The organism is Aeromonas sp. 604176, assembly GCF_049170755.1.
Taxonomy (GTDB): Bacteria; Pseudomonadota; Gammaproteobacteria; order Enterobacterales; family Aeromonadaceae; genus Aeromonas; species Aeromonas veronii_A.
This window is the reverse complement of the sequence record NZ_JAAKNE010000004.1, coordinates 1-17,230: the sequence shown is the minus strand read 5'-3', so window position 1 is coordinate 17,230 and position 17,230 is coordinate 1. Positions and strand designations below refer to the sequence as shown.

15 protein-coding genes and 1 other RNA gene are annotated in these 17,230 nt (G+C 59.5%); 3 read left to right on the top strand and 13 right to left on the bottom strand.

The window, feature by feature from the left end:
• Positions 1–68 precede the first annotated feature (68 nt).
• Genes G5358_RS01275 through G5358_RS01255 form a run of 5 tightly spaced genes read right to left on the bottom strand, consistent with a single transcriptional unit; the run spans position 69 to position 5,140 of the window.
• On the bottom strand, positions 69–1,559 hold the full coding sequence (locus G5358_RS01275; protein WP_421323443.1) for a SpoIIE family protein phosphatase: 1,491 nt from the start codon (positions 1,557–1,559) through the stop codon (positions 69–71).
• 23 nt (positions 1,560–1,582) lie between these two features.
• A complete protein-coding gene (locus G5358_RS01270) occupies positions 1,583–2,251 on the bottom strand; it encodes a capsular biosynthesis protein (RefSeq protein WP_421323442.1) in 669 nt (222 codons plus the stop codon).
• Position 2,252: 1 nt separating this feature from the next.
• Entirely contained in the window at positions 2,253–4,358 is a 2,106-nt protein-coding gene (locus G5358_RS01265) for an SLBB domain-containing protein (RefSeq protein WP_421323441.1), read from the bottom strand.
• 18 nt (positions 4,359–4,376) lie between these two features.
• The gene (locus G5358_RS01260; RefSeq protein WP_421323440.1) at positions 4,377–4,793 is read right to left on the bottom strand and encodes a hypothetical protein; all 417 of its coding nucleotides are present in this window, start codon (positions 4,791–4,793) and stop codon (positions 4,377–4,379) included.
• A complete protein-coding gene (locus G5358_RS01255) occupies positions 4,790–5,140 on the bottom strand; it encodes an STAS domain-containing protein (protein ID WP_005333409.1) in 351 nt (116 codons plus the stop codon). The genes G5358_RS01260 and G5358_RS01255 overlap by 4 nt, the downstream gene beginning before the upstream one ends.
• 338 nt (positions 5,141–5,478) lie before the next feature.
• Between G5358_RS01255 and G5358_RS01250 the strand changes: the two genes are divergently transcribed.
• Both G5358_RS01250 and G5358_RS01245 read left to right on the top strand, forming a co-directional pair.
• Entirely contained in the window at positions 5,479–5,970 is a 492-nt protein-coding gene (locus G5358_RS01250) for a molybdopterin-dependent oxidoreductase (protein WP_149153032.1), read from the top strand.
• Positions 5,971–5,978: 8 nt separating this feature from the next.
• Positions 5,979–7,805, top strand: coding sequence for an ATP-binding protein (locus G5358_RS01245; protein WP_421298045.1), 1,827 nt, complete (start codon positions 5,979–5,981; stop codon positions 7,803–7,805).
• Positions 7,806–8,135: 330 nt separating this feature from the next.
• On the opposite strand, the gene ffs is transcribed toward G5358_RS01245, so the two are convergent.
• The 8 genes from ffs to G5358_RS01205 form a co-directional block, all read right to left on the bottom strand.
• Positions 8,136–8,232: signal recognition particle sRNA small type (ffs, locus tag G5358_RS01240), an RNA gene on the bottom strand.
• Between the two features lie 102 nt (positions 8,233–8,334).
• Positions 8,335–9,123: a sulfite exporter TauE/SafE family protein gene (locus G5358_RS01235; protein ID WP_421275241.1), complete on the bottom strand. Its 789-nt coding sequence runs from the start codon at positions 9,121–9,123 to the stop codon at positions 8,335–8,337.
• Positions 9,124–9,228: 105 nt separating this feature from the next.
• Complete coding sequence (arcD, locus tag G5358_RS01230) at positions 9,229–10,665, bottom strand: arginine-ornithine antiporter (RefSeq protein ID WP_005336921.1); 1,437 nt, start codon at positions 10,663–10,665, stop codon at positions 9,229–9,231.
• Between the two features lie 358 nt (positions 10,666–11,023).
• On the bottom strand, positions 11,024–11,803 hold the full coding sequence (locus G5358_RS01225) for an SDR family oxidoreductase (RefSeq protein WP_421222545.1): 780 nt from the start codon (positions 11,801–11,803) through the stop codon (positions 11,024–11,026).
• Between the two features lie 52 nt (positions 11,804–11,855).
• On the bottom strand, positions 11,856–12,758 hold the full coding sequence (gene mmsB, locus G5358_RS01220; RefSeq protein WP_088869123.1) for a 3-hydroxyisobutyrate dehydrogenase: 903 nt from the start codon (positions 12,756–12,758) through the stop codon (positions 11,856–11,858).
• A 51-nt stretch (positions 12,759–12,809) separates the two neighbouring features.
• Complete coding sequence (locus tag G5358_RS01215; protein ID WP_323905606.1) at positions 12,810–13,922, bottom strand: enoyl-CoA hydratase/isomerase family protein; 1,113 nt, start codon at positions 13,920–13,922, stop codon at positions 12,810–12,812.
• 18 nt (positions 13,923–13,940) lie between these two features.
• Positions 13,941–14,723, bottom strand: a complete 783-nt coding sequence (locus G5358_RS01210) for an enoyl-CoA hydratase (RefSeq protein ID WP_069527382.1) — start codon at positions 14,721–14,723, stop codon at positions 13,941–13,943.
• 140 nt (positions 14,724–14,863) lie between these two features.
• Complete coding sequence (locus G5358_RS01205; RefSeq protein WP_421295747.1) at positions 14,864–16,021, bottom strand: acyl-CoA dehydrogenase family protein; 1,158 nt, start codon at positions 16,019–16,021, stop codon at positions 14,864–14,866.
• A 319-nt stretch (positions 16,022–16,340) separates the two neighbouring features.
• Here G5358_RS01205 and G5358_RS01200 point away from each other — a divergent pair.
• The coding region (locus G5358_RS01200) for an acyl-CoA dehydrogenase family protein (protein ID WP_421323439.1) at positions 16,341–17,230 on the top strand (890 nt) is incomplete at its 3' end.

Genomic DNA, 17,230 nt, shown 5'->3' with positions numbered 1-17,230 from the left:
CCGTGGCTCCATGCCACCTGAAATGAGGCGCTGCATAGAGCGGGCCAGTCAGGCAAAGAGGGGCAGGATCAGGCGCCGGGACAGGCGACCAGCAGGAGGGTCATGTCATCGAGGGCGGCATCATTGATGCGTTCATCAAACCAGCGGGCAATGCGATGAGCCAGTTGCTCAAGACCGGGCCCCGAAGTCAGGCAGATCTCTTTTAGCTGCGACTCCCAGCGCTGGCGCTCTGCGGCATCACGGCTATCGAGCAGGCCGTCGGTCCAGAACAGCAGGATCTCGCCGGGCTTGAGCTGACGCTCATTGGTCACGAAGTGGGGATCCGGGCGCAAACCGGGCAAGGGGCCGGTCACGCCGACCTGACGGATGGTGCCGGGCCCAACCAGCCAGGGCGCCGGGTGGCCCGCGCTGGCCCACTGCACCCGCCCCTCGTTGCCGAGCTCAATACAGAGGGTGGTGAGCAGGGTAGCCCCAAGGAGCGGATCACTGTGAACCGCATTGGACAAGATGGTCAGCAAACGGGCGGGGGCGCGCTCCAGATCGTGCGCCGTCAGCAAACCGCGCAGATAACCGGCATAGGCATGGGCAAAAAACTTGGCTTCTACATCGTGGCCCATCACATCCCCGAGCCACAGCACCCGATCCTTGACCAGCAGAAAGTCCCCGCCCCCCACGGTGGCCGCACGGGTTTGCAACGCCAGCTGGTATCCCCCTATGGAGGTGGCGGGCAATAACGGGCGCAACGCCGAGGTCATGCGCTGATCCAGCTGCTCGCCCCATTGCGACTTGAGCTGCTGCGAGCGTTGCAGCACCCGCGAAACCGCCAGCAACAGGTCCTGCTTGGTGATGGGTTTGACCAGAAAGTCATCGATCCCCAGCGCCCCCGCCCGACTCTGGGTCCACTGATCCTGATGACCGGTCAGGAAGATAAAGGGCACCCCCTTCATCTTGGGATCCTTCATCAACTGCTGGCGCAGCCCAAAGCCATCGATCCCTTCCATCTCGATATCGGAGAGCACCAGCGCGGGGGGCTGCTTTCCGAGCGCCAGCAGGGCGGCATGGGAATCGGCATAACTTTCAACCCGGTAGTGCTCATGAAGGTAGGCGGTGAGCAGGGCACGCATCACCTTGTCATCGTCGATCACCGCGATCATCGGCAGCTGGTTGACCGGGCCCTGCTGGCGAAGGGTCACGCGATTGCGATCACCATCGCGAGAGAAGTGCACCTCGGCAAACAGCTGGTGCACCAGCGCCAGCCCGTATCCCCCCTCCTGCAGCTCATCGGGTAACGGCGCGCTGGCAAGATCGGGCTGCGGGCCGCCATCATCTTCCAGTATCAGACTCAAACCCGTTTCATCCTCTTTCAGCGTGAGCCAGAGCCGGGTCGCGGGAGGAGCTGTGTGTTTGACGCTATTGGTGGCCAGCTCACTGAAACAGAGCAGCCAGTTGGCTTGATCCTTTGGGGAGACCTGAAACAGGGAGAGCCCCTGTGCCAGCCGGTTGCGCAGTTCGCGCACCGCCTGCAAGGTTGCCGGAGCAGATCGCAACCAGTCATCCATATCGGGCCTCCATCAGCGGGCGATCAGATCCGGAAATTGAGCAAGGCACTGCGCCGGCACCAGCGCTTGAGCCATTCGGTCACCCGGTTACTGGGCAGCCGATTAAGTTCGCGCAGGATCTCGCTGGCCAGCCCCGGGTTGAGTTTGTCGTTATAGACAGCACCAATCAGATTGGCCTCGGCACGGGTCAGTTTATCCACCGCACTTTGTACCACGGTCGTCGGCGTCACTCCCGCCAGCACCACCAGCAGTGCCCCTTCACAGGCCCCACACACCTGATCGGCCGGAATATTGCCCCGATTGAGGGCGGTGAGCGGCGAAGTGTCGAAGATCACCACGTCGTAATGCTCCAGCCAGCGAACCAGCAGCTGACGCAAGGTATCCTTGTTGCGAAAGGCCATCAGATCCTTGCCCGGCGCCGGGAGCAGGGACAAGGAGCGGCCAGTGGCTACCGGCTCGGGCACATCATTGGGCCCCCAGGAAACCGCTGTGGCGCGGCCGGGATGATAGAGGTTGAGATCCACCAGCAGGGTGCGCAGCCCATCCGCTTCCGAGCGCCTTGCCAGCGCATCGCAGATGGAGCTCACCCCCTCTCCCCCTTCCGACGAGGTGACCGCCAGCGAGCGGATCCCCCGGGCGACCGTCGCCGCATAGAGGGATTCGAGCTCCAGATATTGAATGGGGATGCTCATATCAAAGCGTCCCGACCAGGGCCACCACCGAGATCGTGGTCAAAATGTCGCGCATGCCATCCATGAAGATGGCCCAGTTACTGCTCTTGCTGTCAGGGATAAAGACTGTGTCCCCTGCGCGCAGCACCGGCAACTGGCTAAAGTCGGGCTCTTTGGCAAAGCCGTCGAGATCGAAGCTGCGGGCCTGATCCCCCTGACCACTGGTGGCCATGTTGATCACCACAATCTTCTTGATATAGGCGCTGCTGGTCGGGCCCCCCGCCTCGGCCAGCAGATCCAGCAGGGTCATGGAAGAGTCAAAGCGGTAGCGACCCGGGCGGGCGATCGCTCCCAGCACCCGAATGGTGTTCTCCTTCGGCTCATCGAGCCAGGGGCGATTCTTCTCCGGCAGGTAGATGGAGTCACCGGGCAGCACCTTGGGCAGCAAGGTTTCATCGCCGGTTTCAAAGTAGAGGGCAAGATCGAGCTTGCTGACCCGCGCCGTGCTGCCACTGCGATGGGCGATGCGCACATTGCGCAGATCCGCCGCCGCAGTCGGACCATCGGCGGCCGACAGGATGTCGATAAAGCCCATCTGCTCATTGAAGGCATAGCGACCGGGGGCCCCGACCTGACCGAAGATATAGATGGAACTGTCCGGTGACTGGCGCACCCATTGGGACTTGTTATCACTGGGATCGGTGGGCAGCTCGGGGATCATGATGGTGAATCCGGCCCGGATCTTTGGCAGGCTGGCCAGCGCCCCCCCCTGATGGAGAAACTTGTCGAGATCAAACAGGGTCGGCGTGGCCTGCCCCCCTTCGGCGGTCAGGATCTGCACCTTGGCGATATCGGCCCGCTCGTTGGGGCCACCGGCGTGGGCGATCAGATCCAGCAGCGACATTTCGTCAGACCATTCATAGCGGCCCGGGATCCGCACCGCCCCCATCACCATCACAGCCCGCCCGGGTGCCACCTTCAACCAGGACTTCTCGTTGATATCGGTCTTTTCCGGCACAAAGATGGCATCACCGGGTTTGACTTGGGGAAGCGCCTTTTGTATCCCTTCGGTATAGGCCTGCAAGTCGATGGGTTCGATCGTGCCATCGGTGCGCAGCAAACGGATCTGGCGACTCTCGGCATAGCGGGTCGGGCCACCGGCATTGGCCAGAATATCGAGGAAGGAGTCCCCTTCCCGCCCCTCATAGGCGCCGGGTTTGAACACCTCGCCCATGATGTAGATGGTGCGCGCCCCCCGTTTTATCTGCTCTTCATCCTTGGGCACGAAGATGGTGGCGCCCGGCGCCAGATTGGGCAGCAACTTGTTGTTGCCGGAGTCGAGATAGGCTTTGAGATCGAACAGCTCGGGAGCATCACCATTGATCACCCGGATCCGCTCCACCCCGGCAAAGCGGGTCACCCCACCGGCTCGCATCAGCAGATCCACGATGGAGTTGCCACTCTTGAAACTAAAGGCGCCGGGGCTGTTGACCTCACCAAACACCTTGATCGCCTTGCCGGTATCGCCATCCCCGCCTGCCGCCAGGGTTGCCGCATCAAAATCAATCTGCACGTTGCCGATCAAAGGGGATGCTGGCACGAACACCACATCAAGGGATTGCAATGGCGGCAACACGCTGGCATCGCCGGTATCGAGATAACGCTTGTAGTCGAAGCTAGAGACCGTGCTGCCGCGCCGCACCTGCATGTTGTTGAGCTGGGCACCGGGCACCAGACCGCCAGCGGCATCGAGGGCCATCTGCACGTTGCCATCGGGCGCCAGATCATAACTGCCGGGTTTTTTGACATAGCCCATCACGCTGATCAGCAGCCGCTTTTCCAGCAAGGTGACGGTCAATTGAGAGAGGTTGTTGTAAACAGGTTTGAGGGCGGTGCGGATCAGCTCATCCGCCTGTTGCAGGGTCTTCCCCCCCACCACTAGGTTGCCGACTTCAGGCAGTGCAATCTCCCCCTGCTTGTTGATCTGGAAAGGCTGATCAAAAGCAGGCTCACCGGGTTGCACGATGGCCAACCGATCACCGGGAGCCAACAAGGTGGAGGCCAGTAACGGGCAGGTGAACAACAGCAAGAGAACACAGATCAATCCTTCGAGAGCGCCCCGTTTCATAGACATCCTTTTCGTCTGTTACGTCTGCCCCCATTGGCGTAAGGGGAGCCCTGACCAATCAGCACGACAGCCATCCGCTGTTGTCTGTTGCAGCCGCAAACGTACTTGTTGTAGTGATTGTGCCAGCACGGTCTGACGCCAGGCTACATCCGACCAGAGCCGTCCGTGCATATCCCGTTCGATATCAATACGTTGAGATTGTAGTCGTTTCAACTCGGCAGGCATACACCCCTGCAGACTCGCTTGCTTTAATTCCGTCAGTTGCAAGTCGAGTTCCTTCTGACGCTCATCATAACGAGACCAGACCCGCCATTCATCCTCATTGACCGGAATACGGGTGGGTCTTGCCTCTGCCATGCCGCCATACCCTTGCGGCGGCCACTGCGCACAACCCGACAGCAGAATGGACGAAAGCAGGATAGCAACCCGTTTCATGATGCAGCGGCCATCATGCCACGGGAACGCATATAGGCCTTGATGCTCTCATGGCAGGGGATCACCCGGTCGATATGCAACATCTCCAGCAGGTCATGAGGTTGACCGGGTCCACAGACAAGGGCCATCTGATGCCCGTTCATAATCAATCTTTTATAGAGAAATACCAAGGCTCCGATCCCCGATGAATCAATAAAATGAACATCGCTGATATCGGCCAGGATATCTCCCGGGTGGGTCGAGAGGGTTTCAAACAACGGGCGGAGCTCACTGACGGCCATCGCGTCAAACTCGTTTTCCAGTACCACTACCTGGATATCATTAAGGGTGTAAGTCATGCTTTCCATCGCTAGCTCCTTGTCGATTCTCAGACTATTTGCTGTCACGGCATTCAGCACGTTGCAAATGTTATGCCGGGCAGTGCCACAGCACTTGTTCTCCAAATGATACTCTTTGCGCCTTATTCACCGACACCCACTCCTCGTTTTGATTGCCAAATTGCAATTAACCTCCCCCGCACGTTGCAAACTGCAATTCACCTTGGCCGAGATCGCCCGATAACAGGCTAAATAGCTGATAATTCAAGCCCATTAGACTGGGCCCGATTATTGCTTACCCTTGGACACAGCTCACAAGCCACCGTTGGCTCGGCCCCCATGCCGCCATTTTCCAGGAAGGAGAGATCATGAAAGCAGGCCTTTACATCGCACCACTGTTGGCAGCCCTTTGCGGCACCGCACACGCAGCCCCCTCCCCTGACAGCGCCGTGTTGAAGGTTGAAGGCGCCATCAGCAGCCCCACTCATCAGGCTCTGGCCCTGTGGGACAGCGCCATGCTGGATCAACTGCCGGTACACGAAATCAAAACCCATACCCCCTGGTATGACGAAGCCAAGACTTTTCGCGGCCCGCTGCTGCAAGATGTATTGGCCAAGGTCGGGGCAACCGGCAAACAGCTCACCATTACCGCGCTCAATGACTACTCGGTACAGGTGCCGACAAGCGATGCCGAGCAGTATCGGGTCATCCTCGCCCGCACGATCAATGGCAAGCCACTGTCGGTGCGTGACAAAGGGCCGCTGTTCCTTGTCTATCCGTTCGATCAATATCCCGAACTGCAAAACAAGCTCTATTACGGTCGGGCTATCTGGCAGATCAGCGCGATAAAAGTGGAGTAGATCCCATCATGCGTTCCATGGCGGCCAGTCAACGTTTCTTGTTTGTGGTGCTCTGCGTGCTGCTCCTTGCCTTTGCCGGTATTGGTACCATCCAGTACCGGCAATTTCAGGATCTGCAGCGCAGTACCAGCCAGGGCGAAGACAACGTGATGTGGAACTATTTCCAGCTCTATAACGAAGCGCTGCGTTTTCAAAGCTCGCTGCTCCATGAGTCGCAACCGACCTTCCAACTCAGATACGATATTCTGGTCAGCCGCATGGATCTGGTGTTGGAGAGCAAGGATCGCAGCCTGCTTCAGCAAACAGAGATCTACCAGCAGGCAAGCAAAGCCATTCGCTCCTACATCTCTCTGGCGGATATCTGGCTCGGGCCGGAAGCCACCAAGCCGCTCGACAATCTTGCCCATCAGGAGCTGCGCCAACAACTCGCCTCCCTGCTCCCCCTGCTCCATCAGCTGACCCTAGAGGTGAACCAGCAGGCGACCCTGTTTGATGTGGCGCGCCGCGACAGCGTGAGGGAGCAGATCATCACGACGACACTCATCGCGACCCTGCAATTTGCGCTGCTCTTTGTGCTCGCCCTGCTGATCTGGCGGCAAATGAATATCTCGTTTCTGCAGCACAAACTGATGCAGCAGCTCAATGACAAACTGCTGCGGGCAAATCAGGCGGCAGAGGCAGGCACAAGAGCCAAAAGCAGCTTTTTGGCCAACATGAGCCATGAAATTCGCACCCCCATGAATGGCATTCTCGGCATGCTCTCACTGCTGGCCGACCGGGATATGGATCCGAGGGAGCGAGACTATCTGGAGACGGCGCGCGAATCGGCAAACCATCTGCTCGGTCTGCTTAACGACATTCTCGATGTATCCAAGCTGGAAGAGGGCAAGATCGAGCTGCAACTGGCCCCCCATCACTTGCCCCAGCTGCTGGAGGATATCCGGGCCCTGATGCAGAGCAACTGCGATGCAAAAGGGATCAAACTGACCCTGACTGTTGCCCCCGATACGCCGGAGTGGTTGATGATCGACCCGCTGAGGGTGCGCCAGATCCTCTTCAACCTGGTGAGCAATGCCATCAAGTTCACCCATCAGGGGGAAGTAAAGATCCATGTTGATAGCACCCTGTTGGAGCAGGATCGCCACTCGATACACATCTCGATCCAGGACACCGGGATCGGCATGAGCAAAAGTCAGTTAAAGAACCTGTTTCAACGTTTCGCCCAGGCGGATGTCTCGATCACCCGCCAATATGGCGGATCGGGCCTGGGACTTGAAATATCCCGTAACCTCGCACGCCTGATGGGCGGCGATATCTCGGTAGAGAGCAGCGAGGGACATGGCAGTACTTTTACCTACATCTGGCCCGCCAGAGCCACGACCCCCTCGATTGTTTGCCTGCCGTCCAAACCGCTGGATCAGGAGAGTTATCGCATCTTGCTGGTTGATGACAATGCCACCAACCGCAAGGTGATCGGCGCCATGCTCGACTCCGTGGGCCATCAGGTCACACTGGCCGTTCAGGGAGAAGAGGCGCTGGAGAAACTGGGTCACACCGAATTTGATCTGGTGTTGATGGATGTCCAGATGCCAGTGATGGATGGCCTGGTGGCCACCACCCGGATCCGCACCTCCCAGATGCCTTGGGCAGATATCCCCATCATCGCCCTGACGGCTGATGCGATGCCGGAATCCAAGCAATACTATCTCTCCCATGGCATGAACGGGTATATCACCAAGCCCATCAATAAAGAGACGCTACTGAGCGAGATAAACAGACATATTTCCCATGGGCGGCTCAAATACAACGCAGCCATGCGTGTCACCAAACAATAAAACCTTGGATTCCGGGCTACTGATTGCTCATGTGGGGCAACATTGACCTCGGCAGGCAACTGAATGGGCTTGGGTCTGGAACGCGCACAGGCAAGCCGCTTCGCAACAGCTGCACGGGCCGTCAGCTTGTCTCGGGTATGCAGGGATTTTTTGATCTCTTTACGACGGCCACAGGGGAGCGTGGTGACTTTCCGGTAATACCGGATGCCGTGGGGACTGAGCCAGAGATTCACTATGAAGACTCTTGATTCATCCACACAAAGTGGATTACCAAGAGGTCTGAAGGGGGCTATTAGCTGTAACTTATTGAATTGCAGAAACAAGTGGTGGCCCTACCAGCCACATCCCGGCACTCGAGTCCCCCGCCTTGGCTGCTACCTTCCGGTCCTGACCAGGTCGACGGGTTATCAATGCGAGAGGACCAATAGGACCACCGGCGAGGAGAATAGGCAAACTGGCCTCTCAATGCAATGGCTTTCTGCCCTTCGATTGTTCGTTTGCCTTATTTTTCAACAATCTGCCGAATGAATCAGCTAAACAGCATAAATTTCGCCCCCACCAGCAGCATCAGCAGGGCAAATGCTTGCTTGAGGCGTGTGGGTGACAGGCGATGCGCCAGCTTGGCACCAAGGCGGGCGAACTGGGTACTGGTCAGCACAATGCCGAGCAGCGCTGGCAGATAGATGTAGCCCACACTCCACTCGGGCAGATCGGCATGATCCCAACCCGCATAGAGGTAGCTCAGACTCCCCGCCAGCGCGATGGGCATGCTGCAAGCCGCAGAGGCCGCCACCGCATTGCGCATCGGCACCGAGTTCCAGCTCAGGTAAGGGACGGTGAGCGAGCCACCACCAATGCCAAACAGCGCGGACATCCAGCCTATCACTGTGCCAGCAATGCCGGTGCCGAACGCTCCTGGCAGGTGTCTTTCCGCCTTGGGCTTGAGGTTAAGCCCCATCTGCAGCGCCATAGTCCAGGCGAAGCAGCCGATAATGATATTGAGGGTGCTGGTACTGAGCAGATTGGCCGTCATACCACCGAGCCAGGCACCAACCAACATACCAGCCCCCAATCTGCGGATCATCACCCAGTCGACGGCGCCCGCTTCCTGGTGCGCCCTAAGCGAGCTGAATCCGGTAAAGATCATGGTGGGAAGGGAAGTGCCCAGGGCCAAATGGGTAATGATTTCGGGTTCAAATCCCATCGCACGAAAACTGACCACCAGCACAGGAACAATGATCAATCCACCGCCAATCCCGAACAGCCCCGCCAGCATACCCGCAAAGGCCCCCAGCAGGAGGTAACCCATAAACAGCATAAAAATTCCTGTCTTGAACGATAAACGGCCAACACGGCCGGGCAACAGTGGATATCTGCATGAAAAAAAAGAGATGGCGGGAGGGCCATCTCTTCATTGTGCCGGTTAGTGCAGTGGAATGGTACCGTCCATCACCTTGTAGAAGGCTAGCACGGCGCAGCCGAGCAGAGCCGCCGTCATCCCCTGCTCCAGCCTGTTAAGACCGCGCAGACCGTGATGCTGACGCGCCTTCCAGTAGATGAAGATGCCCGGGCTGTAGAGCAGCGCCACCAGCAACAGGTACTCCACACCGGCAGCGTAGACCAGCCAGCAACCGTAAACGGTCGCCACCAGAGCCAGCAGCAGGTCACGCTTGCGTTGATGAGGTTGACCCTGATAGGTCTCCCCTTTCAATGCCAGCTTCAGGCCATAGGCACCGGAGAAAACGTAGGGCACCAGCGCCGCCGAGGTGGCGATGTTGACCAGCGCCAGATAGGTGCTGCTCTGGAAGTAGATGATGATCAGGAAGATCTGCACCAGACAGGTAGAGCACCAGAGGGATACCTGCGGCGAGCCGTTCTTGTTCTCCTTGGCAAACCAGCCCGGGAAGACGCCGGTCTTGCCTGCGATGTAGGGCACTTCAGCGGCCAGCACGGTCCAGCTGAGCAGAGCCCCCATCACAGACACCACCAGACCGATGTTGATAAGCCAGGCGCCCCAGGGGCCGACCACGGCTTCAAGGATCATGGCGGTCGAAGGGTTCTTGAGTGCCGCCAGTTGCGGCTGGCTCATGACTCCCAGCGAAAACAGGGTAACCATCACGTAGAGCGTCAGGGCGCCGAGCAGTGCCAGCACGGTGGCGCGGCCCACATCCTTGCGATGACGGGCACGGGCAGAGACCACCACCGCCCCTTCAATCCCGATAAAGACCCAGAGGGTCACCTTCATGGTGGACTTGACCTGATCCATCACGGAGCCCAGCTCCATATTGTTCTGGCCCCAGATATCCAGAGTGAAGGTATCCATGTTGAAGGCCAGCAGGATCGCGACACAGAAGACGATGAGCGGCACCATCTTGGCGATGGTGGTGACGATATTCACCAGCGCAGCAACCTGTACCCCGCGCAGCACCAGCGCATGCACCGACCAGATCAGGATGGAGGCCAGCGTGATGGCCACCGGCGTATTGCCGTCACCGAAGATGACGTTGTCAGGTGTATCGAAGAAGTAGCTCAGGGCGCTGAACACCACGATGGCGTAGGAGACGTTGGCCAGCAGTTGGCAGAGCCAGTAACCCCAGGCTGCGTTGAAGCCGATAAAATCGCCGAAACCGGCTTTGGCATAGCTGAAGATACCGCCATCGAGATCGGGGCGGCGCATGGAGAGGTTCTGATAAACCAGCGCGAGACAGATCATGCCCAGACCGGTGATGGCCCAACCCAGGGCGACCGCCCCGGCACTGGCATGCGCAGCAATGTTTTGTGGCAGACTGAAGACCCCGGCGCCGACCATGGAGCCGATCACCAGCGAAATGAGGGCGCCCAGCCCTAGTTTCTTGTCCATTTCAATCCTGTTTATTTAGGCGGCGGCAGAGCGTCCGTATTCATACTGCGCGCAATATGGGAGGGGCTGGGAATCCTGACCCCGTGAAAAAGGCGGCAACTATATTGCATGACTATTCCGACCGCAATCCCTCGTCCCGTCAATCATGCACCGCCTTGACCGCGCGCAATTTTACAGCACTGACCCATATGGCCTGTGAGCTGGCTCAAATTAACCAAGACCCATTGATATTTCTCATTTTTCTGCCAACACAACCTGACTCGCATGGTTCCTATGCATCGCCATTCAGGCACTCTCTGTATAAATAATCTGCATAAAAAAGCCCCGGTGGAAACACCGGGGCCCATTATGTAAATCCCTATAAACGCAAACCGCCATCCAGTTCTATCATCCTTCCCGACAGATAGTCGTTGGCAAAAATAAAGCTCACCGTCTCGGCCAGCTGTTGCGCCTCGCCAAGGGTGCCGACCGGAATGGCCTGCTGCATCCGCGCCATCGCCTCCGGCTTCATCGCCGCCGTCATGTCGGTGGCAAATACCCCGGGAGCGATCCCCATCACCCGAATGCCATGGCGCGCCAGCTCCCGCGCCCAGGTCACCACCAGCGAGGCAACCCCCGCCTTGCTGGCGGCATAGTTGCTCTGGCCAATATTGCCGGCGCGGGCGATAGAGGAGATGTTGATGATAACGCCCTCCTGCCCCCCTTGCGCCATCAGCGCCGCCCCCTCGCGACCGCAGAGGAAGGTACCTGTGAGGTTGACGTCAATCACGCTCTGCCACTGGGCCAGCGTCATCTTCTCCACCAGCTCACCCTCTTTCACCTTGATCAGCATACCATCGCGCAAAATGCCGGCGCAGTTGATAAGACCGTGCAGCACGCCAAAACGCTCCTTGATGGCAGCAAAAACCGACTCAACCTCGGCTTCGCTCGCCACATTGCAGACAAACAGCTCGCACTGGCTATCTTGATCGCACTGATCATTCTGACTGTGCACCAGGGCTGCGGTCGCCTCCAGATCGACGCGATTGATGTCGAGCAGCGCCAGCGTCGCCCCCTGTGCGCCCAGGGCCAGCGCAATGGCCCGTCCCAAGCCACGTCCAGCGCCGGTAATAACGATGACCTTATCTTTGATATCCATCAATGCTCCTTGTAGCTGGTCGAAGAGAGATGCCTTGAAGAGAGGTGGCCCGTCAGGCGGGATCCTGTTTATCCAGATAGAGTTCGACGATGCTGGAGAAATCACGGCTCCCCTGCCCCTGAGCGGCATGCAGGTTGAACAGGTTACGCGCGAGCGCCCCCATCGGCACAGCGCTGTGGCCATGCTCGGCCAGCGCCATGGCCAATCCCAAATCTTTCACCATCAGCCGGGTCATAAATCCCCCCTGATAGTTGCGGGCGGCAGGGACATTCTCCATCACTCCGGGCCAGGGGTTGTAGCGCTCCAGACTCCAGTTGTTGCCGGAGCTCTTGCCCATGATGGTGGAGAGCACGGCGGGATCCAGCCCCTCCTTCACCCCGAGGGCCAGCGCTTCGGCAGTGCCCGCCATATGGATCGCAAGCAGCATGTTGTTGCACATCTTGGCGATCTGCCCCGCCCCCAGCGTCCCGGCGTGAAACAGGTTCTGCCCCATGCAGGCGAGCAGGGGTTTTGCCGCCTCGAAATCTGCCGCGTCGCCGCCAACGATAAAGGTGAGCGTCCCGGCGGCCGCACCGGCGACACCGCCCGAGACAGGGGCATCGATAAAGCGCAAACCACGGGCGCGGGCCGCCTCCCCGACCTGACGGGCAGAGTCGACATCGATAGTGGAGCAGTCGATCACCAGTGCACCAACCGGCAGGGCCGCCAGCAGATCCTGCCCCTCAGACAACCAAAGATCGCGCACATGCTCCCCCGCAGGTAGCATGCTGATCACCACCTCGCAGCCGGTCACCGCCTCACGGGCATCCCCCGTGGCAATGCAGCCAGCGGCGATGGCGCGCTCAATGTTTTGGGCAACCAGATCAAACACCTGCACTCTGTGCCCGGCCCTGGCCAGATTGGCCGCCATGGGCCCCCCCATGTTGCCGAGCCCGATAAACCCTATCCTTGTCATCCCGCTTGCTCCTTGCGTTGCTGATGGCGGCCTCCGCCGGTTGCCAAGATGTTATTCCTTGCAGGCCAACGGATTGCGCCCCTGCGGCCAGCGATAGAACTCGTCCAGCCACTCCCCCTCCGGTGGCCACTGTTGCCAGCGGGGATCTTTATCCTTGTCGATCAGCAGTGCCCGTACCCCTTCCACAAAATCCCCCTTGAGCACACAGTTGACCGAGAGGGTCAGCTCCTCGGCAAATACCTCTGCCAGTGAGTTGCGGCGAGCCTGCCAATATTGACGCCACAAAATGGCGCGGCTGATGGGGCTGCCGGTGCGGCAGAGCTGCTGCGCCTGCTGGAGTACCGTCTCCTGTTCATCGAACTGAGCCTCGAACAACCGCGCCAATACCCCTTGCAGCGTGCGCCCCGCCAGCAGGGCACCGATCCTCTGTTGATGGGGCAGCAATACAGGCGCTGGCAAGCGGGCCGCCACCTCACTGTGCAATTCCCTGAGCAGCAGATCGATCTGCTCGCGGGGATCACCACTGCCAGCCCACTCGAGCACGGCGAGGCGTGACAACAGCGCACTGCGCTCGCCGCTGGCGATGGCGTGATCCGCCAGCCCAAGACCGATGGCATCACTCCCGTTGAAGCGGGCGCCAGTCAGACCGAGCCAGAGCCCGAGCCGCCCCGGCATCCGGCTTAAAAACCAGCTTGCCCCCACGTCGGGGTAGAGGCCGATGGTCACCTCCGGCATGGCGAACAGGCTCTTTTCGGTCACCACCCGAAAATCGGCTCCGGCAAACAGGCCAATACCCCCCCCCATGCAGATACCGTCAGCCACGCAGATCAGGGGCTTGCGGTAAGAGTGGATGTGGTGGTCGAGCCGGTACTCCTGCTCGAAAAAGTCGCGGGCATATTCGAACAGTTCCGATCCGCTTGCCTCCTGCTTGCGGTAATAGAAGGAGCGGATATCGCCACCGGCACAAAATGCCTTCTCACCCGCCCCCTGCAGCAGCACACAGACGATGGCGGGATCCTGCTCCCAACGGGTCAGCGTCTGTTGCAGGATCTGGATCATCGGAAGGCTCAATGCGTTGAGAGACGCAGGGCTGTCGAGGGTCAACACCCCGACCTGATGGCCATCTTCGGTGGGATAACAGCTAACCTTGACCGGCTCACTCATAAACGGCTCCGTATGGATTTATTTTGTTGGGCCATATTGCCAGCGCGGTAAGCGTTTCTCCAGGAAGGCGGCCACCCCTTCACGCTGGTTGGCATCGCTAAAGAGATCGAGAAACAGCGCTCGCTCAAGGGGCAAGGCGGCATCCCGCGGGCCGCTGCGGCCCTGATTGATCAGGGTTTTGCAGGCGCGCAGGGCGCTCGGGCTCTGGCGCTCCACCAGATGGGCCATCTGGTGCGCCGCCTCCCATGCCTGACCGGTTTTCACCACCTCCTCCACCAGCCCCATCTCGTAGGCCAGCGAGGCACTCACCTTCTCACCGCAGAGGATCATCCGCTTGGCCCAGCCCGGCCCCACCAGCTCGGTCAGGCGCTGGGTGCCACCGGCACAGGGAAGCAAGCCCACCGAGGCCTCCGGCAGTCCCAGCAACGCCTGCTGCTCGGCGATGCGGATATCACAAGCCAGCGCCACTTCCAGCCCACCGCCCATGGCATAACCATTGATGGCGGCGATACTGACGCCGTGAAAACGAGCCAGCGCCTCGAAGGCCTTGCCAAAGGCCTCGGCTACTTCGCGGGCCAGCTCGACATTCCCCTCGACAAACATATTGAGGTCGGCACCAGCGCAGAAAAATTTGTCGCCCGCACCACGGATCACCAGCGCCACCACATCGGGACGACTGTCGAGCTCCACCATCATCTGCAAAAAGGCCTGCAGGCTGGCGAGGGTCCAGGTGTTGGCAGGGGGATGGTCGAGGGTGATATAGGCCACGTGGCCATGATATTCGAGTCTGATCCTTGTCATAACATTGTCCTTGTCGATGAAGCTGCCGCCATGATGACAGGCTTGAATGACACCAACCTGTGGCTGGCTCACAAAGCCGAAACCGGCATGGCATGGTGCAAACCGGGTGGCAGGCAACACACCCTTGATGCGACCACCGGTTAGCCCAGCGACAAACCGGGATCGGCCAGCAGGCGGCGCGCGATGATGAGTCGCATCACCTCGTTGGTGCCCTCCAGAATGCGGTGTACCCGGGTATCGCGCAGATAGCGCTCGAGCGGATACTCGCGGATATAACCATAGCCGCCAAAGAGTTGCAGAGCCTCATCACAGATTCGATAACCCACGTCGGTGGCAAACCGTTTGGCCATAGCACACCAGGCACTCTTGTCGGGTGCCCCGCGATCCAGCTTGTCAGCGGCCTGACGCACCAGCAAACGGGCGGCAGCCAGCTCGGTCGCCATATCGGCCAGGCGAAACTGCACGCTCTGGAATTCGCTGATCGGGTGACCAAATTGCTGGCGCTGCTGCACATAAGCCAGCGCATCGTCCAGCGCCTGCTGGGCGGTGCCCACCGAACAGGTGGCAATATTGATGCGCCCACCATCTAGGGCCTGCATGGCGAACTTGAACCCTTCCCCCTCCTCACCCAGCCGGTAGCGTGCGGGAATTCGCACTCCGTTGAACGCCACTTCCCGGGTCGGCTGGCTGTTCCAGCCCATCTTCTCTTCCGGCTTGCCATAGACGATACCCACGCTATCTGCCGGCACCATAAAGGCAGAGATCCCCTTCGCACCTTCACCACCGGTACGGGCCATCACCACCAGCACATCGCTGCTGCCTGCTCCCGAGATAAAGACCTTGGTCCCCTCGATGAGGTAGCTGTCACCCTCGCGCACCGCCCGGGTCTTGAGTGCCGCAGCATCGGAACCCGCCCCCGGCTCGGTGAGGCAATAGGAGCCCAGCAGCTCGCCGCTGGCCAGTTTGGGCACCCACTCCTTGGCAACCTCGGTGGGCAACCAGTTACCCAGCATCCAGCTCACCATGTTGTGGATGGTCAGATACGCCGTGGTCGAGGTACAGCCCATGGCGAGGCGTTCGAAGATGAGGCTCGCATCGAGGCGCGGCAGCCCCAATCCGCCAAACTGCTCCGGGGTATAGAGACCACAAAAACCTAGCTCTGCCGCCTGCTTGATGGTCGGGATCGGAAACTCATGCTCCTTGTCCCAGCGCGCGGCATGGGGTTTGAGCGCCTCATCGGCAAAGGCGGCGGCCGCCTCCACATACGCCTGTTGATCATCGGTCAGGGTAAAATCCATCTTGTCGTTCGCTCCCTTGTTGCCCCGCGCTTTCTTCCCCGCGCTTATTTTCCTGAGTTAGCACTTTATGACGCGGCGCCCACACGCTGCGTCAGTCGGATCTGCCACTATGGCGCTGTTGTCGTGGTAGCTGATGACGCTCTCACTACCACGGCTTTATCGATACACAACAGATTAACAATTGATTTACGTTTACGCTAACGTAAACTTATGGCAGAAGTGAAGTACAAAATGGACCGACCACTGCCAGCCGTAACGCCGAGTCAGCCGGTCGAACCAACCTTCCTACCCGACTGTCATATCCGCAAGGAGAGCATGGATGCAGATGGATGAGACCCTGAATGCCCTGACCGAACAGGTTGCGGCCTTCTGCCAGAAAGTGATCGCCCCGCGCGCCAGCGAGATCGATCAGAGCAACGCCTTTCCCCGTGATCTCTGGCCCCGGATGGGTGAACTGGGGCTGCACGGCATCACGGTGGCGGAGGAGTATGACGGGGTGAACCTCGGCTATCTGGCCCACGTGCTGGTGATGGAACAGGTAAGCCGTGCCAGCGCCTCGGTCGGCCTCTCCTACGGCGCCCACTCCAATCTCTGTATCAATCAGATCCACCGCCACGGCACGGCGGAGCAAAAAGCACGCTACCTCCCCCCGCTGGTGAGCGGCGAGCATGTGGGGGCGCTGGCCATGAGCGAACCGGGAGCTGGGTCCGATGTGGTCAGCATGCGCCTCACCGCGGAGCGCGAGGGCGATCACTTCGTGCTGAACGGCAACAAGATGTGGATCACTAACGGGCCCGATGCCGACACCTTCGTCATCTATGCCAAGACAGATACCAGTGCGGGCCCCAAAGGAATTTCTGCCTTTATCGTTGAAGCCGGCACTCCCGGTTTTTCTACCGCCCAGAAGCTCGACAAGCTGGGGATGCGCGGCTCCAGCACCTGCGAGCTGGTGTTCGACAACTGCCGAGTGCCGCAGGAAAACCTGCTGGGCACCTTGCACGGCGGGGTCAAGGTGCTGATGAGCGGGCTCGATTACGAGCGGGTGGTGCTGGCTGCGGGCCCCCTTGGCATCATGCAGGCCTGCATGGATGTAGTGCTGCCCTATGTGCGTGAGCGCAAGCAGTTTGGTCAAGCCATCGGCGAGTTCCAGCTGGTGCAGGGCAAGCTCGCCGACATGTATACCCGCCTCGCCAGCAGCCGGGCGCTGGT